General features: G+C 70.5%; 21 protein-coding genes and 1 pseudogene. 9 read left to right on the top strand and 13 right to left on the bottom strand.

What is annotated here, in order from left to right; translation table 11 throughout:
- Positions 1-35 precede the first annotated feature (35 nt).
- Together ADL29_RS12525 and ADL29_RS12520 are read left to right on the top strand one after the other, a co-directional pair.
- Positions 36-2,678 carry a cation-translocating P-type ATPase gene (locus ADL29_RS12525; RefSeq protein ID WP_425424232.1) on the top strand — a complete coding sequence of 881 codons (2,643 nt, stop codon included), beginning with the start codon at positions 36-38 and terminating at the stop codon, positions 2,676-2,678.
- Between the two features lies 1 nt (position 2,679).
- Positions 2,680-3,048: a hypothetical protein gene (locus ADL29_RS12520; protein ID WP_053923741.1), complete on the top strand. Its 369-nt coding sequence runs from the start codon at positions 2,680-2,682 to the stop codon at positions 3,046-3,048.
- 320 nt (positions 3,049-3,368) lie between these two features.
- Here the strand turns inward: ADL29_RS12520 and ADL29_RS12515 are convergent, their stop codons facing one another.
- Positions 3,369-3,686, bottom strand: coding sequence for a RidA family protein (locus ADL29_RS12515; RefSeq protein ID WP_053923740.1), 318 nt, complete (start codon positions 3,684-3,686; stop codon positions 3,369-3,371).
- A 33-nt stretch (positions 3,687-3,719) separates the two neighbouring features.
- Here ADL29_RS12515 and ADL29_RS12510 point away from each other — a divergent pair.
- The 5 genes and pseudogenes from ADL29_RS12510 to ADL29_RS40880 all read left to right on the top strand — a co-directional run.
- A pseudogene (locus ADL29_RS12510) lies at positions 3,720-3,914 on the top strand (winged helix-turn-helix transcriptional regulator); the annotation flags it as partial.
- Between the two features lie 145 nt (positions 3,915-4,059).
- A complete protein-coding gene (locus tag ADL29_RS12505) occupies positions 4,060-4,605 on the top strand; it encodes a hypothetical protein (protein WP_053923739.1) in 546 nt (181 codons plus the stop codon).
- Positions 4,606-4,690: 85 nt separating this feature from the next.
- Positions 4,691-5,050 (top strand): zinc ribbon domain-containing protein YjdM, encoded by a 360-nt coding sequence (locus tag ADL29_RS12500; RefSeq protein WP_053923738.1) that lies wholly within the window; start codon positions 4,691-4,693, stop codon positions 5,048-5,050.
- A gap of 102 nt (positions 5,051-5,152) precedes the next feature.
- A complete protein-coding gene (locus ADL29_RS46260; protein WP_342671154.1) occupies positions 5,153-5,293 on the top strand; it encodes a hypothetical protein in 141 nt (46 codons plus the stop codon).
- A 3-nt stretch (positions 5,294-5,296) separates the two neighbouring features.
- Positions 5,297-5,485: a pyridoxamine 5'-phosphate oxidase family protein gene (locus tag ADL29_RS40880; protein ID WP_053923737.1), complete on the top strand. Its 189-nt coding sequence runs from the start codon at positions 5,297-5,299 to the stop codon at positions 5,483-5,485.
- Positions 5,486-5,566: 81 nt separating this feature from the next.
- On the opposite strand, the gene ADL29_RS12490 is transcribed toward ADL29_RS40880, so the two are convergent.
- The 5 genes from ADL29_RS12490 to ADL29_RS12470 form a co-directional block, all read right to left on the bottom strand.
- Positions 5,567-6,886 carry a PP2C family protein-serine/threonine phosphatase gene (locus tag ADL29_RS12490; RefSeq protein ID WP_078970930.1) on the bottom strand — a complete coding sequence of 440 codons (1,320 nt, stop codon included), beginning with the start codon at positions 6,884-6,886 and terminating at the stop codon, positions 5,567-5,569.
- Between the two features lie 274 nt (positions 6,887-7,160).
- Positions 7,161-8,558, bottom strand: a complete 1,398-nt coding sequence (locus ADL29_RS12485; RefSeq protein ID WP_078970929.1) for an amino acid permease — start codon at positions 8,556-8,558, stop codon at positions 7,161-7,163.
- A 573-nt stretch (positions 8,559-9,131) separates the two neighbouring features.
- On the bottom strand, positions 9,132-9,446 hold the full coding sequence (locus ADL29_RS12480) for a lasso peptide biosynthesis B2 protein (RefSeq protein WP_078970928.1): 315 nt from the start codon (positions 9,444-9,446) through the stop codon (positions 9,132-9,134).
- Positions 9,447-9,594: 148 nt separating this feature from the next.
- Entirely contained in the window at positions 9,595-10,587 is a 993-nt protein-coding gene (locus ADL29_RS12475) for an Acg family FMN-binding oxidoreductase (protein WP_425424231.1), read from the bottom strand.
- A gap of 27 nt (positions 10,588-10,614) precedes the next feature.
- Entirely contained in the window at positions 10,615-11,505 is an 891-nt protein-coding gene (locus ADL29_RS12470; RefSeq protein WP_053923803.1) for a DUF1918 domain-containing protein, read from the bottom strand.
- Between the two features lie 217 nt (positions 11,506-11,722).
- Between ADL29_RS12470 and ADL29_RS12465 the strand changes: the two genes are divergently transcribed.
- Complete coding sequence (locus ADL29_RS12465) at positions 11,723-12,322, top strand: CBS domain-containing protein (protein ID WP_053923734.1); 600 nt, start codon at positions 11,723-11,725, stop codon at positions 12,320-12,322.
- 65 nt (positions 12,323-12,387) lie between these two features.
- Here the strand turns inward: ADL29_RS12465 and ADL29_RS12460 are convergent, their stop codons facing one another.
- Positions 12,388-13,026: an Rv1733c family protein gene (locus ADL29_RS12460; protein ID WP_053923733.1), complete on the bottom strand. Its 639-nt coding sequence runs from the start codon at positions 13,024-13,026 to the stop codon at positions 12,388-12,390.
- 36 nt (positions 13,027-13,062) lie between these two features.
- Positions 13,063-13,974, bottom strand: a complete 912-nt coding sequence (locus ADL29_RS12455; protein WP_053923732.1) for a universal stress protein — start codon at positions 13,972-13,974, stop codon at positions 13,063-13,065.
- A 435-nt stretch (positions 13,975-14,409) separates the two neighbouring features.
- On the opposite strand from ADL29_RS12455, the gene ADL29_RS12450 reads away from it, so the two are divergent.
- Complete coding sequence (locus tag ADL29_RS12450) at positions 14,410-15,438, top strand: alcohol dehydrogenase catalytic domain-containing protein (RefSeq protein WP_053923731.1); 1,029 nt, start codon at positions 14,410-14,412, stop codon at positions 15,436-15,438.
- 85 nt (positions 15,439-15,523) lie between these two features.
- Here the strand turns inward: ADL29_RS12450 and ADL29_RS12445 are convergent, their stop codons facing one another.
- The 5 genes from ADL29_RS12445 to ADL29_RS12425 are packed head-to-tail and all read right to left on the bottom strand — an operon-like array spanning position 15,524 to position 20,150.
- A complete protein-coding gene (locus tag ADL29_RS12445) occupies positions 15,524-16,894 on the bottom strand; it encodes a Ni/Fe hydrogenase subunit alpha (RefSeq protein ID WP_053923730.1) in 1,371 nt (456 codons plus the stop codon).
- Positions 16,891-17,679 (bottom strand): NADH-quinone oxidoreductase subunit B family protein, encoded by a 789-nt coding sequence (locus tag ADL29_RS12440; protein WP_053923729.1) that lies wholly within the window; start codon positions 17,677-17,679, stop codon positions 16,891-16,893. Before ADL29_RS12440 ends, ADL29_RS12445 begins: the two co-directional genes overlap by 4 nt.
- A gap of 1 nt (position 17,680) precedes the next feature.
- Positions 17,681-18,505 carry an FAD/NAD(P)-binding protein gene (locus ADL29_RS12435; RefSeq protein ID WP_053923728.1) on the bottom strand — a complete coding sequence of 275 codons (825 nt, stop codon included), beginning with the start codon at positions 18,503-18,505 and terminating at the stop codon, positions 17,681-17,683.
- Positions 18,502-18,987, bottom strand: coding sequence for a cyclic nucleotide-binding domain-containing protein (locus ADL29_RS12430; protein WP_053923727.1), 486 nt, complete (start codon positions 18,985-18,987; stop codon positions 18,502-18,504). The genes ADL29_RS12435 and ADL29_RS12430 overlap by 4 nt, the downstream gene beginning before the upstream one ends.
- Complete coding sequence (locus ADL29_RS12425; protein ID WP_078970926.1) at positions 18,984-20,150, bottom strand: 4Fe-4S dicluster domain-containing protein; 1,167 nt, start codon at positions 20,148-20,150, stop codon at positions 18,984-18,986. Before ADL29_RS12425 ends, ADL29_RS12430 begins: the two co-directional genes overlap by 4 nt.
- Positions 20,151-20,152: the final 2 nt, after the last annotated feature.

The raw sequence follows: 20,152 nt of genomic DNA, 5'->3' as shown, positions 1-20,152 counted from the left end.
GGCGGACCGACCTCGCGTAGCGTCGGAAGGAACACGTGCCAGCGGTGTGGCCAGTGGAGGCCGGAGTGGGCGTCGATGACTCCAGGAGCGCACCCGCCACCTCGGCGGGCCTCTCAGAGGAAGAAGCCGCGCGTCGGCTGACCGCATACGGGCCCAACGCTCTTCCTGCGGAACCGCGCACCCCTGTATGGCGGCGCGTGCTGCAGCAGCTGCGGGACCCGCTGATCCTGGTGCTTCTCGTAGCCGCCGCATTGACCATCGCCACCTACGACCTGGCCGACACCGCGGTCATCCTGCTCGTGATCACGGTGAACACCGTGGTCGGCGTCGTGCAGGAAGTGCGCGCGGAGCGGGCCGTGGCGGCTCTGGCGGCGACGAGCGCGCCTTCCGCCAGAGTGGTACGGGACGGCGAGGAGCGATCCGTGGCGGCGGCCGAGGTGATCCCCGGTGACGTGGTTCTGCTGGCCGAGGGCGACATCGTCCCGGCGGACGGTGACGTGCTGGATGCGGCGTTGCTACTGCTCGACGAGTCCTCGCTGACCGGGGAATCCGTTCCGGTGGAGAAGGCTCCCGGCGAAGACCGGTCGCGCGGGACGGTGTCGGCGGGCACGGTCGTGGTGCGGGGCCGCGGCCGTGTCGTGATCAGCGCCACCGGGGCTCGGAGCGCGCTCGGCCGGATCGCGTCGCTCCTGGGTACCGCGCCCGGCCCGACCCCGCTGCAGCGGCGGCTGGTGGGGTTCGGCAGGGTGCTGGCCGCCGTCACCGTGGCGCTGTGCGCACTGGTCCTCGCCCTCGGGCTGGTGCGCGGGCAGCCGGTGGAGCTGATGATCGTTGCGGCGATCAGTCTCGCCGTCGCGGCCGTGCCGGAGTCGCTGCCCGCTGTCGTGACGCTTGCCCTTGCCCTCGGGGCGCGGAGGATGGCGGAGCGGCAGGCCATCGTCCGTCGGCTGCCCGCCGTGGAGACCCTGGGGTCCGTCACCGTGCTCGCCACGGACAAGACCGGCACCCTGACGGAGGGCCGGATGGCCGTCGAGGAGCTGTGGACACCGCTCGGCGAGGCTACGGTCACCGGCGCTGGTTACGCACCGGACGGCCACGTTCTGCGCGGCGGCCGGACGGTCAGCGCGCCTGACGCGCCCGACCTGGCCGCGCTGCTGCGTGCGGCGATGCTGTGCAATGACGCGGCGCTGGAGGCCCCGACGGAGGGCGGCACGGAGTGGCGGGCCCTGGGCGATCCCACGGAGGCCGCTCTGCTCACGGCCGGCGCCAGGTTCGGGCTGGACCGGGCGGCACTGGACCGCGAACTGCCCCGGGTGGAGGAGATGCCGTTCGACAGCGGCCGTAAGAGCATGACGACGGTGCACCAATGGCCGGACGGTGGAGTGCATGTCGTATGCAAGGGCGCGCCGGAAGCGGTGCTCCGGCCGGAGGTCCTGACCGATGGTCCGGATGTGCGCACTCGGGCGGCCGCCCGAGCCGAGGACATGGCGCGCCGCGGCTACCGGGTGCTCGCCGTTGCCGCCGGCGACCCCAAGAAGCGGCGGGAGCGCCCGGGTACCTGGGAGTCGGGACTCCGACTGCTTGGGCTGATCGGCATCCTGGACCCGCCCCGGCGCGCGTCGGCCGCCACCGTCGCCTCCTGCCGGCAGGCCGGTATCGCCCCGGTACTCATCACGGGCGACCATCCGCTCACCGCCCGTGCCGTGGCCGAGCGCCTGGGTATCGCGGTGGCGGGCGATGAGGTGGCCACCGGTGAGCAGCTACGACAGGGCTCGGCGGGCGCATTGATGAAGGTGCGCGTCTTCGCCCGGACCACGCCCGAGCAGAAACTCGACATCGTCCAGGCGTGGCGCGGGGCCGGGCATGTGGTGGCGATGACCGGCGACGGCGTGAACGACGGACCGGCCCTGCGCAGGGCCGATATCGGTGTCGCCATGGGCCGGCGCGGTACCGAAGTGGCACGTCAGGCCGCCGAGCTCGTGCTCGCCGACGACGATCTGTCCACCGTCGTGGCCGCCGTCGAAGAAGGGCGCCGCGTTTACGCCAACGTACGCAGGTTCCTGCTGTACGCCCTCACCGGAGGCACCGCGGAGATCCTGGTCATGCTCCTCGGCCCCTTCCTGGGGATGCCGTTGCCGCTGCTCCCCGCCCAGATCCTGTGGATCAACCTGCTCACCCACGGTCTGCCCGGTGTGGCCCTCGGCGCGGAACCCGTCGAGCCCGGCGTGATGCATCACCCGCCGCGGCCGCCCGAGCAGAGCGTGCTGGGGGCCGGCCTGTGGCCGCGCATCCTGGCCATGGGGGCATTCGTCGCCGCCGTCACCCTGGTGACCGGGGTCTGGGCACGGGAGACCGGCCGTCCCTGGCAGTCCATGATCTTTCTGATCCTCGGCGCGACCCAGCTGGGCGTGGCCCTCGGGTCACGTGCCCGCCCCGGCAGTCTGACCAATCCGTTCCTGCTGGCCGCCGTGGGAGCGGCGCTGAGCCTCCAGGCGGCGGGCGTGTATCTGCCGCCGTTGCAAGCGCTGCTGGGTACGGAGCCGCTGCCGCTCACGGACCTGGTGATCGTGTGCGGGGTGTCCGGTCTTGGGCATGTCGTCATGCGACTGCAGGCGCGGCTGTTTCCGGAGCGACCACCGCGGGTGGGGGCGCAGACCCCTGTCAGGACGTCCCCTTGAGGTGATCGGTCACCTAGACGGCTACCCGTCCGGCGCCCTGCGGTACCTGGGAACCACGGCTTACCGGCGCGACCTCGGTCCCGCGACGTCGCTGGCCGACGCTCAACGCGCGGTCGGAGCAACCCTGTTGTGGCATCTGCGGGTGCTGGCGGGCTGGCAGCCCCGCAGCGGGGCGAACGCCGTCCGGCTGCTGGCCGCCGGGTTCGAGATCGCCAACGTGGAGGAGCACCTTCGTACGGTGTCGGGCACACCGCTCCCCCGGCCGGCCCGGTCCTACCGGCTCGGCACGCTGGCGACCGCCTGGCCCCGGCTTGCCCGGACCGGATCGCCGGCCGAGTTGCGCCGCGCCAGCCGCTTCCCTCTGGGGTGATCCGGGCGCCGAGTCACCGGCCGCGGTGGCCACCGGCATGCGGATCTCCGCCGCCGTGCGTACCGCGGCCGCTCTGCCGGAGGCCGTGCGCTGGGCGGCGGGCCGACTGGCGCTGGTGGCCGGGGTGCAGGCGCTGCGCCTTGAGTTCTACGAGCTGTTCTCCCGCGTCTTCAAAGGTCAGGGCCGTCCGTTCCGCCCCTGGGGGGCAGCCCTCGCAATGTCGGCGGCGTCGACAGCGCCGACCCGCCGCGGGGCGCGGACATTCGCGAACGCACACGGAACGGCATCCGTCAGTTCCAGCGCGAAGAGCGTTCGTTCAGTCAGTCGATGACGGTGGTGGCTTCGATCTCGACCAGGTGCTCGCGGACGTCCAGTGCCGCGAACCCCAGCAGCGTGGCCGGCGGTACCGGGACGACGCCCAGCTCCGCGGCCAGGGCGGTGCCGATGTTGAGGTAGCACTGCTCGACCTGGGCGGTGAGGTCGCCTTCGCCGACCATGATCCCGTCGACATCCCAGGAGACCTGCCCGGCGATGAAGACCAGCTTCGACCCGGTCGCGATCGACACCTGCCGATAGACGTCGATTTCCGGCAATCCGCTGGGGTTTACGAGAGTGATGGCTGTGCTGCCTGCCTCCATTGCCATGAGAGCCGCTCTCTTGTGGTTACTGGGCTCACCCAGAACCTGCGCAGGCTGGAGCGCAACGGTCTGATCGAGCGGACGGTGCACCCCGTCGTACCGCCGCGGGTCGAGTACACCCTCACCGAAGCGGGCCAGGCCCTGACGGTGACGCTCGACGGACTGTGCGACTGGACCCACCGGCACCTCGGCCACATCGAAGCCTCTCGCCTCCGCTTCAACGCCTGACGGGGGGAGCACCCGCTTGCCGCCGGCGGCTCCACGACCGCGCCGAGGCGTGGGGTTCTGTGCGCTGCCGCAATTGGTCGAGACAAGGCCGCACCCCTTGATCACGCATCAACTGCCGGGAAGGCAGCGGCTGAAGGAGGCAGCCGTGGCAGCCGTCGACTACCGCGGACAGACCACCCTGATCACCGGCGTCGGCGCGGGCCCCGGCGCCGAGTTCGCCTGCCGGCTTGCCGCCGCGCCTCCGGCCTGGTGCTGGTCGCCCGCCGCAAGGAATGCCAGGAGGAGCCGGCCCCCGGGGCCGCGCGCGCATCACCGGATCCAGGCCCACGTGGTGCCGATGGACCTGGCCGAGGACCACCCCGGGCAGGCACTGGCCGCGCAGGTTGAAGCGGCTCGGCCGACACGCCACCAGCGTGATCAACAACGCCGGGGCCAGCGGCTTTGCTGGATCAGCGCTGCAGCCACTCGTCGAGAAGCGTGGCAGACTGCCGCTGGCCACGACGTACCTGCTGGTGCCGATCGCCTGCTGCAGCACGTCCAGGCATCGACGCCTTGTCCGGCGGGGTCGTCGAGCTTCCACCTGCACCGCACCGGCAGCGAGAGGGCCGAGGAGCAGCCGACCGCCACTGTCGAGCAGGTCGGCGCGCTCGCCGACGTGGTCGGTCCGCGCTGGTGCCTGTTGGTCTACTGAAGACGGTGACGGAAGCTGCGCCCTGACCGGTGTGATCCCCTCTCGGCACCTCAGGGCGGACGTCGATGCCGGATACTCTGGAGGGGTGATCGAGAACCTTCCTTCCTGTCCAAAGTGCTCTTGTGAGTACACCTACGAGATGAATGCCCTTGTGGTGTGCCCGGAGTGCGGCCATGAGTGGGTTCCCGCCGAGAGTGGCGTGGCGGGCGGGGACGCTGCCGCAGGGCCGGTCGTCAAGGACTCGGTCGGCAATGTGCTGCACGACGGCGACACCGTGGTCGTCGTCAAGGCGCTCAAGGTCAAGGGAAGCCCTTCGGGCATCAAGGCGGGCACCAAGGTGCGCAACATCCGGCTGGTCGACGGAGTCGCCGGCCATGACATCGACTGCAAGATCGACGGTTTCGGAGCCATGCAGCTCAAGTCCAGCGTGGTCAAGAAAGCCTGATCTGCGCTCGCTCCCCCGCCACACGGCGCGCTCCGCGCCTTCCCGTACCCGACGGGTCCGCCCGTCGATGACCCGGGAACGGGACGGGCAGACCCAGGGGCAGTGGAACAGTCCGCTCAGCCGCGGGCGTGGACCGAACAGCCCCGTCGTGGCGGCAACCGCCTCGTGTCCGAGTGGGACGGCTCCGACGCCCTGCGGCTCTCCGGTAGCGTCCCGCTGGGCCGGATCGCCTTCACCCTGTAGGCGTTGCCGGCCATCCGTCCGGTCAACCACATCGTGGACGACGGCGACATCGTCATCCGTACCCACGAGGGTGCGACTCTGACAGCCCAGGCCCAGCCGGCCGGCGCCGAGGGCGTCGTGGTCGCCTACGAGGCCGAAGACATCGACCACAACGCCCGCCTCGGCTGGAGCCTCGTGGCCACCGGCGACTAGCCCCTCGCGATCAGCCCTCGGGCCGGCTTGATCTTCACCAGGGGCTGTGACGTCCGTGGACGCCGATCGGCTGAGGTGCGGTTACGCACGGGCTGGGGTGCGCAGAGCAAGGATGGCCATGTCGTCGTGGCCGTCGCCGGGGTGTTGGTCGGCCAGGGTCTGGCACAGCTCGTTCAGGGGCAGCTCGGCGTGAGCGGTGGCAATGCGGGCGAGGGCGTTCAGACCGGCGTCGAGGGAGTGCTGGGGATGTTCGACCAGCCCGTCGGTGAAGAGGATCACGGTGGCGCCGGCGGGCAGGGGGTGGGTGTGGTCGGGGCGGGGCTGGGCGGTGTCGACGCCAAGGGGGACGCCGGGGTCGGCGTGCAGATACTCGGCCCGGATGTCGGGGGTGATCAACAGCGGTGGGAGGTGGCCTGCGGTGCTCCAGCGCAGCCTCCAAGCGTCGCCGTCGGGTTCGATGCGGGCCAGGCAGGCGGTGGTGACGGGGTTGTCGGTGATCGCGCACAGGGTGCGGTCGAGCTGGGCGAGGACGGCGCTGGGCGGGGTGCGCCGCTCGTAGAGCAGAGCGCGCAGCATGTTGCGGGTCTGGGCCATGGCGGCCGCAGCGTGCATGTCGTGGCCGACGACGTCACCGATGACGGCCGCGCAGGCGTGGTCGGGCAGCAGGACGGCGTCGTACCAGTCCCCGCCCAGGAGCCCAGGGGCGGTGGCCGGCCGGTAGATCGCGGACGCGGTGAAGGGCCGCAGGTCGGGCAGGTGGGGCAGGAGCAGGCGCTGGAACTGTTCGGCTCCGGCGCGGACCTGCTCGAAGAGGCGGGCGTTGTCGATGGCCACGCCCGCGGCGCCGGCCAAGGCGAGCACCACACTCTCGTCGTGGGCGTCGAAGGGTTGCCCGTCCAGCCTCTCGGCCAGGTAAAGGTCCCCGTAGATCTCGCCGCGCACGTTGATCGGCACACCGAGCAGGGTGCGCACAGGTGGATGTCCGGGCGGGAAGCCGGCGGCGTGGGGGTGGGCGGGGACGTTGTCGGTCCGCAGCGGTTCGGGGTGGTGGATCAGATGGCCCAGCAATCCCCGGCCCTGTGGCTGCCCGACACCGGCCAGGTCGGCCACCTCGCGGTCGGTGAGGCCGACCGGGATGAACTCCGACAAGCCCGTGCGCTGCTCATTCAGTACGCCCAGGGCGCCGTAGCGTGTGCCGACCAGGTCCATCGCGGTGGTGACGATCCGGCGCAGCACCACGGGCAGCTCCAGCTCCCGGCTGATGGTGAGCGCGGCGTCCAGCAGCCCCTGGAACTGTTCTTGGGCGTCTGCCAGGGTGCGGAGCCGTTCGGTGACACGGTCCCACTCGGCATCCAGGCGCAGCCGCAGCGCGGGCGGCAGCGGATCCTCTCCCTGCTCCATGTGCAGCTCTTTCCTGCCACTGCCCTGCCAGACCATGGCTTGGATGGCGCATGCCTCAGTACCGGCGGCTGGGCGCCTTGGTGTCCACCATAAGGAAGGCGGTCGCCTACCGCCGCCGCTGCGGAGATCAGGCGTCCGGCACGCCGGCGACCAGGCGTATGCCGGTGCCGACCGGCGTCCACCACCTCGTCGTCCCCACCTGCTGGCCACCTGGACCGGTCCCTGCCCCGCCTGCCACCGACCCACCCCATGGCAGCCCTACGACACCGCCGAGTCAGTCGGTTGCCTCGGCCTGGGCCTCGACGTTCTCGATCCCGCTGGGGCGTCCTGCGTGGGCCCACCTGAGGTACAGGCCGCCGGCGATGACGAGGGTGGCGGCGAGGGAGAGCACCGGCCAGCCGCGCAGCAGGTTCACGGCGAGCGTGAACGCCACTGCGGCTGCGGCCAGGGCGTTGACCCATGCCAGGGCAGGCTTCTTCTCCGTCCGGGCGAAGCGGGTCATCGCCACCAGGCCGACCAGGAAACTGACGAAGACGGCGACCGCGTAGAAGAGGACCAGTTCCTGTTCCTGACCTGCCGCGGCCACGATGATCACAGCGGCGGCGATCAGATAGACCACGACGGACCAGTACGGCGTGTGGTGCTTGTTCGTGCGGCCGAGGACCGGGGGCAGCACGCCGGGAGCGCCCGCCGTTCCGGCCAGGGCCTTGAGGAGGCCGGGTCCCGCTTGGAAGGAGGAACTGGCAGCGGCGAGCAGCAGGAGGGAGCTGGTGAGCTGGAACGCGCCGTACAGCCAGCCGGATCCGGTGGCGGAACGCGCGATGTCGGCGATCTGGGTGGAGTCGGCACCCGGGATGCCTATGTGCAGGCGCAGCGCGAGCGCGGTGAGCCCGATGGTCAGACCGCCGACGATGACCAGGAGCAGGGCAAGGGTGCCGCGGCCGAAACGGCGACGGTGGGTGTCGTCGAGCTGCCCGAGCTGGGCGATGGCGGTGGAGGGCGCTTCCACGCCGGTGGCCAGGGCCATCGCGACGGGGAAGGCGAGGACGACGGCGAGTGCTGCGGGCCGGCCCGCGTCGGTGCCGGCCGGGGCGTGGCCCATCGCGTGCGGGCTGATGAAGCCGAGCACCAGTACGGCGACGCAGACCAGCACGAACAGCACGGTCATCACCGCGAACAGGAGACGGCCGCCGTGCCCGAACCAGGTCAGCCCGGCCACCAGCACCAGCAGCCCGAGGGCCAGGGGGACGCGGGCACTGGCGAGTGCGGGGAAGAGGGCGATGGCGGCGCTGGCCGCTGCGGAGATCGAGATTCCGATGGTCAGGACGAAGTCGACCACCAGCGCACCGATCGGCAAGAAGGTCCAGCGCGGCCCGAAGGCCCGCCCGGCTGCGGCCGCCGCGCCGCCGCCCTTGGGGAAGCGGCGTACCAGCTGCCAGTAGTTGGCGGTCACCACGACAACCAGGCCGACCACCAGGGTCATGGTGGGCAGCAGCAGCGCCAGGTCACCGTGGAGGGCGCGCAGGGCGGCCTCGATGGCATAAGCGACCGAGGAGACCGGATCCGCGATCACCGCGAAGGCGAAAGCGATGAACAGCACCGAAGTGCGCGGCCCCTTGCTGGAGCGCACACGAACCGTGGTCGCGGATACCGCGGTCTGGGAGAGGGGCATGCCCGGAAAGCCTTTCTGGCCGACGAGGAGAGACTCACTACATGCCGACCAGACTTCCCGGCTCACCTGGCGTTAACGGTACGTCAACGATGCGCTATGAAGGCGCTAAGGAAGCGTCAAGATCTGGTTCCTCCGTCGGCCTGGCACGTGGTCTCGGCCGTCTGGTCGGCACGGCGAGGCGCGCCTGATCACTCCCCGTATCCAGAAGTCCCCTCGGCTCCTGTGGGCCCGCAGCAGGTGAGGCGGCGTCCTCGGCGCGGCGGCGACCATGGGGGTATATCCGCCGTGGTGGATCTCGACCTTGTGCGGTGGGTGTTTGTCGTCGACGGAGATGCGGGTGATTGCGTAGGCGCCAGGTAGGTCGGCGATGCGTACGCCGCAGAGGAGGGTGCGGCTTCGGTTGCTGGAGCCCGGCGTCAGGGACGGTCGGCGGGGGTGTGCAGGGGCGTACGGCTCGGCCGTCGGCGCCGTGGCACTGTGCGGCCGGTACGGCGTGGAGGGCGCGGTCGAGGGCTTGTTCGGTGGAGGTGTCAGGCATCGAGTGGTCCTCGGTTCAATCGAGTGGTCCTCGGTTCAGGTGCGGAGGGTGACCTTGAAGGGGTGATCGGGGGTGCCCGGTTCGCCGATGGGTGGGGAGTCCACTTCGATCCAGGCGTGTGACTCGCATGGGGCGAAGCGGCAGCCCATGTACCAGTCCACGGCCCTGCCATGGAGCGTCGAGGCGAGGGAGGCTGCCAGAGACATCTCCAGGCAGGAGGCGCGCCCAAGGAAGAAGCGGCTGGCCCAGTCGCGGGCGACCACAACGCGTCCGGCTTCCGCGGCGCTGGTCGTCACGCTCAACGGCCAGATCCGCAACGCCGCGCTCGGCTCGGTGGCCACGCGCCTCATCCGTGCCGTGGAGGGGTGTCGTCGACGTTGAGTGCCGTCTGGAAAAGTCACTCACCTCCCAGGCGGCTGTGCTGACCCACGTATCAGGTGCTGACCCACGTAACAGGTTCCGGAATTCTCGCCGGACGGTTCGGACGGCTTCGGACGGCTAAGGCTCGATGTCGAGCACGTCTCCCACCGTGCGCCGGGGCGTCGTGAGGCCCTGCGGGCCATATCCGATACGCAGCACCATCTGCACGTATCCCTTCCCGGACACGGGGTCGCGGAGCGCCCAGCGAAGGTCGGACCATTCGAGGGCCTGAGTGGCGGGCGAACTGGCAAGTCCCTCAAGGGTGGCGAGCAGCAGGACGCGTTCCATGGCCTGGCCCGCCCGCAGCCAGTCCTCGGGACGGTCGCGGGCCGTGCTCAGCAAGGCCAGATGCGGGGAGCCCTCGAACGCCGCGGTGGCGCGGCCGGGCACCGGCCTGGTGCCCGCGAAGTCGCGCATCGGGGCCTTGCCGCCGAGTTTGCGCGGTCCGAAGGCGTACTCCGGGATCCCGTCCCCGGTCGCGTCCGCCGCTGTGGCGCCGATGTGGGTCCAGCGCGCCAGATCCTCGTTCTCGCCGCGGTCGGTGAGGTTGCGTGCCTCGGCCTCTTCGGCCAGCTCCTGCACCCACTGCAGATGCCACCGGGTGGCGAAGTCCAGTTGGGCTCCTTCCCGCCCGGCGGCGTCGCTCAGAGCGGACCGGACGGCCTCGGGTATGTCGGTTTCGGCGAACGGGTAGCGGCTGGTGTGCCGGCGGCGGACCGCCGGATACAGCGCGTCGAGGTCGCTCTGCCCGCTGCCGAGGCCGGTCAGCTGCACCGTGGCGAGGAGAGCGGGGTCCCCGGGATCCGGAAGGAGGCGGGTCGACGGATACCAACCCGCGTGGGCCGCCGCGACCCGGAGGTTCAGCAGGGCCGCGCCACAGCCGATGTGCAGGGCGCGGTTGTCGGGGTCGGCATGCGGCAGGGCGCGGTCGAGGTCCGCGCGCACGTCGAAACTGCGGCTGTGCCGGCAGTAACGGAAGTGCCACGGCTGCGCGTTGTGCATGGACGGGGCGGTGGCCGCGTCGTCGGCCAGCTCCATCACGCGTTCCTCGGAGAGTAGTTGTGCGGTCACCGGAGCCTCCCTCGGCCCTCCTACGGATCAGTCCGTGTGGATGCGCCGCCCGGTCAGGCGCTGGGGCTCGATCAGCACCCACAGCGGGCGCTCGCCGCCTGCCCAGGGCTTGGAGTGTGCTCGCTCGGCCAGCCGTCGCATGGCGTCGATGTCGGTGACGGCTCGTGCCGGACCGTGGACGAGCACGCTCCACCCCTGACTCATGGCCTCGTCCACGTGGTCGACCTCGAATGCCGCATCGGTCCCGACGGCCGCTGCCGGAACGGCTTGGGGCGCGGTCCGGAAGGCGATGGCGCCGTCGATCATCTCGTAGTTCACCGGGACCACCGTCAGCCCGTCCGGTGTCGATACGGCGATGCGCCCGACCCCATGTGTGCCGAGCCGGTCCCGGCATTCGTCGGGGCTCAGCTCGCGTAGCTCGGGGTGGTAGGCGGCCTGGCCCTCGCCGGGCGGCAGATCGGCTCCGCCGCCGCGCAGATGAGCCGCCGTGGTCCCCAGTGCGTCGGCCAGGCGGGTGAGTCCCCCGATGTCCGGAGCGGCCGGCCGCTCCTCGACGTATGCCAGATACGACGCGGACATGCCGGCGCGTTCGGCCACTTCCGCGCGGGTGAGCCGCTGCCGCCTGCGCTCGTGTGCCACACGCCGGCCGATATCGCCGGGGTCGAGCCGCCGGTGGGAAGGCTTGCCGGCCCCGGACGGCTCCGCTTCGGGGTGCCCGACCTCGGGCTGGTCCGTGATGTGGTGGATATGCGCGTCGGGCCCCGGAAACACGAGTGTCACGTCGTTCGTATCCGACCAGCGCACGTCATAGGGCGGCGTTCCGTCGTCGTGATGGACTCCGACGATTTCGCCGTCCCGCCTGGTCGCGCCCGTGGCCGGACTTTCGACAACGAGTTGATCGCCGATGTGAGCCCGCATGGTCATCACCGCTCTCCGGCTTCGCGCTCTCCTCCTGCATACCGCCTCAAACGTGACACGGCAGCACGTCGACGGGCATGGGGCCCAGAAGCCCCGAGCACAGGGCCGAACGGTCCTGATCCGCAGATGGGGCCCGTCGGACCATTCAGGAGAGCCCGGAGCGGAACAGGATGGAGAGGTGGCCGGCTGCTCCACGACTCGCGCAGAGGAGAGGGACATGCAACACCGAACAGTCGGAGAACTCATGACCCGGGACGTCGTCCATGTGCGGCCGGACATGCCGTTCAAGGAGATCGTCAAGACGCTCGCGGACAACGACGTCACGGCCGTCCTGATGCCGATTCCGCCCCTGGAGGCGTGGGAGCGCGCCAAGGCCGAAGGCGCCAGGGCTGAGGAGCTGATGTCCGCTCCCGCGGTGTGCGCACGCCGGGACTGGCACGTGGTCGAGGCAGCACGCCTCATGGAGGTGCAGAACGTCAAGCGGCTGCCCGTGGTGGACGAGACCGACAAGCTGGTGGGCATCGTCAGCCGCCGCGACCTGCTGCGGGTCTTCCTGCGACGCGACGACGCCATCCGCGAGGAGATCCGCCGCGATGTGCTGGACCGGACGCTGGGTCTGGCTCCTTCCGGGGTGACCGTCGAGGTACGCCAAGGGCAGGTCAGGCTCGGCGGATCTGTACAGCTCAAGAGCCTGATCCCGATCATCGAGCGGCTCTGTCGATCTGTCGACGGCGTCGTCTCGGTCACCGAGCACCTGGCGTACGAGACCGACGACACTCACAGCGACGGCACCCGAACCGGCACCTCCGAGAGGTGAGAACCCACCACATTCCGCACTGAGCAGAGCGCGGATGCGCGGGTCTTTCCGCCCGGGGCCCGCTCTCACCCACGGAACCGTGCGGACCACAGCGGTTCCACCAGGACCCACTCGGCGTCCCACTGCGCGTACCTTCTGCGGTCCAGAAGCAGGTGCATGCCTCCCCTGGCCGCGCACGCCAAGGTGGCCACGCCGACCGCCGTCGTGCCGCCCGTCAGCCAGCCCATTGCCACGGCGCTCTGCAGCGGCATCGGTGCCCCCTTGACGGCTCCGCTTCCGTCCACCCAGATCCACGTGGTGGCACCCGCGTGCATACCGGAAGCCACGCGAACCGTGCCTGTCCGTTGCGTGCCGTCCTTCTCCGTCCAGCGGACTTGCGCCTTCTGCCGGTCGTCCGCGCGGGTGGCCCGCGTCCCACCCGGAGCATCCTTGATCAGCGACGCCGTGACCTGGTGCCGCTGGGCGGACTGGGTGTGCACGACGCGCATCTGGGACGAATACATCGCCGATCCCGCACTCAGAGAGGCCGCCGGCAGCCCGACGACGAGTACGAGCAGCAGCAAAGCGGACACCCACGGCTCGATACGGTCGCAGGGCCGACACAGGGAGTTGGCTCCTGTGCAGGGTCGCTCGCGGCCGGGCGGACAGGAGCCGCCGGGGTTTGGCCGACCGGTCCCGGAGCAGCCGCTCCCGCGACTGCTCAGCCGAACATCGGCATCCCGGCGCCGGAGGAGCGATGTTCAGATCTGCGGGACGACGGCGACCGGGCACGGCGAATGGTGCAGTACTCCGTGGTTGACCAGGCCCAGCTGCAGCCCGAAGTGGCCGCGCCGCCGGCGGGCTCCGACGACGAGCAGGTCGGCGCCGGATGCCGCCTCCAGAAGCGCCTCCCGCGCCGGTCCCTCAACCGCCCTGCGGCTCACCACGACGTGCGGGCACCGATCTCCAGGTCCGTGCAGCGCGTCGTCGAGCACCTGCCCCGGTGAGCGCCGCTGGGCTTCGGGCGTCCAGTCCGCAGGGGCTGTTGTCTCGGGGGATCCGCTGGTGGCCGTACAGCGCGCATGCACCGCCGTGAGGCCGCAGCGCCCTACCTGGGCCTCACGGAGCGCGAACTGCAAGGCGGTGCCACTGCCCGCCCCGTCCTCGATGCCCACGACGACGTTGCCGAAGCGGGAGTCCCGGTGCTCCACACCGCCACGCACCACGACGACCGGGCAGTCGGCGCGCGCGGCGACGGCCAGGCTGACGGAGCCCAGCAGCAGCCCTGCCAGATCTCCGAGCCCCCGGGATCCAAGGACGAGGGCGAAGGCGTTACGACCTTTCCCGGTCAGGGCTGCTGCGGCATCTCCGTACAGCACTTCGCCCGACAGCTGCACGGTGGGGGCACGCTGCCTGGCGCGCGTCGTCGCGGAGGTGACGATGCTGTCGGCTGTCTCCTGAACGTCCTGGTCAGAGGCGGGTTCTCGGCCGACTCGCACGGCGGGTGACGCATGATTCGGATGACCTGTGAGGGGGTGCGGCAACTGATCCGGGGTGGCAACGTGCACGAGACGCAGCGGCACTGTATGACGCACCGCCTCGTCGGCTGCCCAGTCCACGGCCTCCAGACCGGCCTCGGAACCATCGACGCCGACAACCACCGGAATCCCCACCGCCTACACCTCCTGCCCCTACCGATCGCGCATCGGGCACCCCGTCCGGAGCTTCCCCTGGCGCCGTCGATGGGGCCCACGGTCCTGTCGCCTGCCAAACCGGGCGACGGCATGCTGGGAAGGCGGAGGCGTTTTCCCGTTTCCCTGGTGATCGGCCGGCGCGCACAACGTCCCGCCATGGCCCCGCGCCTGGGCAATGTTGCGCATGCCGCCGCACACCATGCGGCCTGCCCGGTCGCTGTCGTTCCGCACGATTGAACTGGGGCAGGGAGCCAACGCGCGGGACAAACCGAAGTGATGGCTGGTCCGGACGGCACAACGCAAACGGCACAACGCAAAGGGAGGCCGCTTGGTCCTCGAATGAGCCCAGCAGCCCTGGCCACCGAAGCCCTGCGAGGGGCGACCCCGGAAATGCGGCAGCAAGGGAGTGACACCATGCGAGCGCTCGTCTATCAGGGCCCCGGGAAGATCTCCTGGGATGCAGTCCCGGATCCGGTGATCGAGGATGCGACGGATGCGGTCGTGCGCGTCGAGACCACCACTATCTGCGGAAGCGATCTACGCATCCGGGCCGGAGAGCTGCCCGAGGTGAAGCCGGGCACCGTCCTTGGCCACGAGGCCGTCGGCGAGGTGGTGGAAACAGGGCCCGAGGTACATGCCGTGCGCCCTGGTAGCCAGGCGATCGTTTCGTGCGTCTCGGCCTGCGGGCGCTGCACGTTCTGTCAGGGCAACGCGTACGGGCAGTGCCGTGGAGGAGGCGGATGGAACCTCGGAAACACCATCAACGGCACGCAGGCCGAGTTCGTACGCGTACCCTTCGCCGACCAGTCCACCCACCAGTGGCCCGGCGCGCTCCCTGGCGACGACGCGGTCCTGCTCGCCGAAGTCCTCCCCACCGCCTACGAAGTCGGAGTGCGCAACGGACATGTCAGCCCTGGAGACACCGTCGCCGTCGTGGGAGCCGGCCCCATCGGTCTCGCCACCGTCATCGTTGCCCGCCTCTACTCGCCCCGCAGGACGATCGCCGTGGACCTGTCCCCGTCCCGCCTCGAAACCGCCGCGCGCCTCGGCGCCGATGCCGCCGAACTTCCTGGGCGACTGATCAGCGACCTGGCGGACGGGCCGGGAGCCGACGTGGCCATCGAGGCCGCCGGCGCTCCGGAGAGCTTCGTTCTGTGCACGCGGATCGTTCGCCCGGGAGGGCACATCGCCAACATCGGTATGCACGGCAAGCCCGCGACGCTGCATCTCGAAGCGTTGTGGCGCAAGAACGTGACGATCAGCACCGGACAGGTCGACACCTTTTCCACTCCCTGGCTGCTGGACCTGGTCGTATCCGGTCGTCTGAGCATCTCCCAGCTCATCACCCACACCTTCGGCCTCGGCCGGATAGAAGAGGCGTACGACGTGTTCTCGCGAGGCGTCGACTCCGGAGCCCTCAAAGTCGCACTGCACCGGGAGTAGACGGCCTTCCAAGGCCACGACCCGGTCCCCCGCGCGATGAATCGTCCGGCCGTGCAGCCTCGGCCAGTTGGCGACAGGCAGCGTCTCAGCCGTATTCGACGGTCAGATCGAGGAAGTGGGTGGAGCAGGAGATGCACGGATCGTGGTTGCGGATCACCCGTTCGCACCGGGCGGTCAGCTCGGCGTCGGTGGGATGCGGACCGGTCGTCAAACGTTCCTGCACCGAGCGGAGCAGGTCCTGCTCGATTGCGGCCTGGTTCTGCGCGGTCGGCGGGACCAGCGCGGCTGCGGTGACGGCGCCGTCCGTGTCGAGGGTGTAGCGGTGGTAGAGGAGGCCACGGGGTGCCTCCGTCGCACCGTGGCCGGTGCCCGCTCGCACAGGCACGTCGACGCAGGGGCGCGGTGGCGGGTCGTACCCATCGATCAGGCGCAGTGCCTCACCCACTGCGTACAGCACTTCCACGGCACGGACGATGATGCTGCGGAAAGGGTTGCGGCAGACCGTGCCCTCGCGGGGGTCGCCGAGGCCGGCCTCGCGTGCGACCTGGAGTACGTCGGGCGGCAGCCAGCGGCCACTGATGGCGTAACGGGCGAGCGACCCGGTGAGATGACGGTGCCCGTCCAATAGCGAGTGCAGGGCGGTGGAGTGCGGAACCTGGGACTCGACAACGTGGTCGGGGAAAGTCGGGAGCGGGAAGGTGTGGGTGGGCAGTGCCCGGTCGGTGTCCTCGGGCAAGCCGACGGTGCTTGGTGCGGCCATGGCGGTGGGGGTGCCGGAGTCGATGGCGTAGGTGCCTGGTTCGGCGAGGGCGAGCAATTGCGTGTCGATCCCCGCGTCGGGGAAATCGAAGCCGGCGACCCACCGTACGGTTGCCTCCGCATCGTCCCGGGCACGCTTCAACCGCTCTTCCAGCGGCCGGAGTTCCGTCCTGCTCGGTACGCGGTGGAAGCCGCCGATACGTGCGTTGACCGGATGGATGGCGCGGCCGCCGAGCAGTTCCACGATGGCGTTGCCGGCCTGCTTGAGTGCGAGGCCCCGCTCGACGTGGGTGCGGTGGGTGCGGGCGAGGTCGATGACGCTGTCGCCGCCCAGGAAGTCGGGGGCGTGCAGCAGGTGGATGTGCAGGGTCTGGCTCTCGATCCATTCGCCGCAGTAGAGCAGTCGGCGCAGCGCGGCCAACTGCCCGTCCACCACGACGCCACAGGCGTCCTCGATCGCGCGGCAGGCACTCATCTGATAGGCGACCGGGCAGATTCCGCACACCCGGGAGGTGATGTCGGGCGGCTCGGTGTACGCGCGTCCACGCAGGAATGCCTCGAAGAACCGCGGGGGTTCGTAGATCCTCAGCTGTGCCTCGGTCACCTCACCATCGTGGAGGCGCAGTTGCAGTGCGCCTTCGCCCTCGACGCGAGCGAGGGACTCCACCTTCAGCACCTTCGCCTCGCGGTGGGTCATCCGGAGAGTTCCTTCCGTGATGCTGCATCGAATTCCTCCGCAGCGGTGTTAAAGGTACGGAGCACTCGCACGACATCGAGGGTGTCCATGCCGTCGCGGCGCAGCAGTGGGATGAAGGAGGGGAAGTTGATCGAATTCGACGGGCCGAAACAGCCGTAGCAGCCGCGGTGGTAAGCGGGGCAGAGGGCGCCGCACCCGGCGTGGGTGATCGGACCCAGGCAAGGGGTGCCGTGGGCGACGGTCACGCAGGTGGTGCCGCGCCGCTTGCATTCGAAGCACACGCTGTGGGCGGGCACATCGGGCGTGCGGCCGGCCAAATAGGCGGTGATGACCTCGATGAGCTGGCCGCGGTCGATGGGGCAGCCGCGCAGTTCGAAGTCGACGGGCACATGAGCGCTGATGGGGGTGGAGGTGGCGAGGGTGTCGATGTAGTCCGGCCGGGCGTAGACCGCGGCCTGGAATTCGGCGACGTCGGCGTAGTTGCGCAGCGCCTGGACCCCGCCCGCGGTGGCGCAGGCGCCGATGGTGACCAGACGCCGGGAAGCGGCCCGGATCCCTTGAATGCGCTCGGCGTCCTGCGTAGTGGTGACGGAGCCCTCGACCAACGACAGGTCGTACGGCCCCGGACCGGGCGCACTGGATGCCTCAAGGAAGTAGGAGATCTCCACCCGCTCCGCGATGCCGAGGAGTTCGTCCTCGCAGTCGAGCAGGGTGAGCTGGCAGCCGTCGCAGGAGGCGAACTTCCACACACCCAGTTGGGGACGCGTCCCGGGCATGTCCGCCATGTCACAACTCCCTTACGGGCAGGAGGGGTTCGGCTCGGGTCCAGGCAACGACAGGGCCGTCGCGGCAGAGCAGGAGCGGACCGAGCTGGCAGTGGCCGCAGTGACCGGTGCCGCAGTGCATGGTGCGCTCCAGGGAGACCCGGATGCGGTCTGGGGCAAGTCCGCGGTGGGCGAATTCGCGAGCGGTGGCTCGGATCATCACCTCGGGACCGCAGAGGAACGCCGCCGCGTTGCCCGGAACGAACTCTGCCCGGTCGAGCAGGGTGGTCACCACGCCGACATCCCCCGTCCAGTCAGTGTCGGGACGGTCGACGGTGATGTGGACGTCGGCACCGTTCGCCCGCCAGGCGTCGATGTCCCGGGTGCAGAGCAGGTCACCGGGGGTACGGGTGCCAATGAGGACGGTGAGTCGGCCGAAGCTCGGTGGGGCACCGAGCGCGGCGGCAACCAACGGCCGCAGCGGCGCCAGGCCGAGCCCGCCGGCCACGATCACCAGATCACGTCCGGTCGCGGTGTCCAGGTCCCAGCCGGTGCCGAAGGGTCCGCGCACCCCGACCGTCGCGCCGGGCCGCAGGCCGTACAGCGCGCGCGAGACCGCCCCGACCGCGCGGACGGTGTGGGTCAGTCTGTGCCCGTCGATGCCGCTCAGTGACAGCGGGATATCACCGACACCGAAGGCGTACACCATCGCGAACTGGCCGGGCCTGCAAGGGGGCAGGGCCGATGACACCGGTTCCAGGACGATCTCGGCGGTGTCAGCGGTCTCGTCTCTGCGTCGCACCACCCGGTACGGGACCGGCGCCATGTCGGCGTGGAGGGCTGTCATGGCGCTGCACCGCCGGACCTTGCTTGCCGGGCGGTGCCGGGCGGGGCGTACATGTCCAGCAGGCGGGTACGGGCGGCCCTCAGCCGTCGGCCGATGGCCACTGCAGCGACGCACCGCGTGACCGCCAGGCCGAAAGCCGGGTCCTCGTCGATGGCCGACCGGATCTGGTCCGCGTCGAATTCGTACGCCGCCACCGCATCGCGGGTCTGCGCGCCCAGGTGCCAGCGGTAGGGCTCGAACAGCCAGGACCAGCCCAGCAAATCCCCCTCACCCAGAGTTTCGACCACCATGGCGCCGCGGCCGGGCTCATGCGTGTCGAGGGCGACCCGCCCTGAGCGGAGGATCCAGAACCGGTCGGCCACGCCGCCCTCTTCGAAGATCCGCATGCCCGCAGGGAAGGACACCTCGCGCGCGACGGTGAGCAGCCGTTCGCGATGCCCGGGCGGCAGGTCGCCGAGGAACCCAGGGCCCTTGGCCGTCATGAGGAAGCCTCCCGCGGTGGCACCCCGACTCCACCCGTTGCCGCGCGTTCCTGGTTCAGGGCGTGAGCCTCTTCGGTGATGTCGATACCGACCGGGCACCAGACGATGCACCGCCCGCAGCCGACACACCCCGAGCTGCCGAACTGGTCGTACCAGGTGCCAAGTTTGTGGGTGGCCCACTGCCGGTAGCGGCTGCGACCGGTCGCGCGGACCGGCCCGTCCGGCAGATGGGAGAACTCCAGGTCGAAACAGGACTCCCAGCGCCGCCACCGCTCGGCGTGGTCTCCGGTCAGGTCGGTGACGTCCTCGGCGGAGGTGCAGAAGCAGGTCGGGCAGGCCATGGTGCAGTTGCCACAGGTCAGACAGCGGGAAGCGACATCGTTCCAGCGCTCGGCCTCCAGGGTCTCGCGCATCAGCAGCTGCAGATCCACCTCGGGCATGGTGCGGCCCATCCGGTCGGCAGCCCCGGCCACCCGCTGCCGAGCGGTGCTCTCGGTCGCCGGGTCGGCCGGCCGGCGCGGCAGCTGTGCCAGCACGGCCGCGCCCTCTTCGCTGCCGGCCCGAGCCCAGAAACGGTGCCCGCCGTCGTCCACCACCTCGGTCAGCGCCAGGTCATACCCGCCGTCCACCGCGGGCCCGGCGCCCATGGATGTGCAGAAACAGGTGGCTCCCGGCTCGGTGCACTCCACAGCCACCAGGAACGCCCGCTCACGGCGCGCCCGGTACCGGCTGTCGGTGTGCGGGCCGCCGGCCAGCACCCGGTCCTGCACTGCAATGGCCCGCAGATCGCACGGGCGCATCCCAAGGAACGCATACGAGGGCACCGGCGCATCCTCCTCCGTGACGACCAGTGCCCCATCGGCCCCACGGTCGGCAGTCCATTGCCGTTCCCGCTGCGGATGCAGATACGTCTTCCACGATTGCGGCCCGGCGCTGTGCGCGAACGCTGCCCCGTCCGCACGTCTACGCAGCCGGTAGTGCCCGGCCTCCAGCTCCACACCCCAGCCGTACGGCAGTTCGTCGCCACCGGCGATTTCGGTCAGCACGATCGCGCCGTCGCGCACGGTGGGCCCGATGACCGTACGGCCACCCGCTGCGAGGGCCCGGATCAGCGCGTCCAGGCCGTCCTTGCCGATCACCGCAGTGGCACCGTTGCCCGTCATCG

The sequence above is a fragment of the Streptomyces chattanoogensis genome, from assembly GCF_001294335.1.
Taxonomy (GTDB): domain Bacteria; phylum Actinomycetota; class Actinomycetes; order Streptomycetales; family Streptomycetaceae; genus Streptomyces; species Streptomyces chattanoogensis.
Note: the sequence above shows the minus strand (reverse complement) of the source record. Positions and strands in the feature narration are given on the sequence as shown.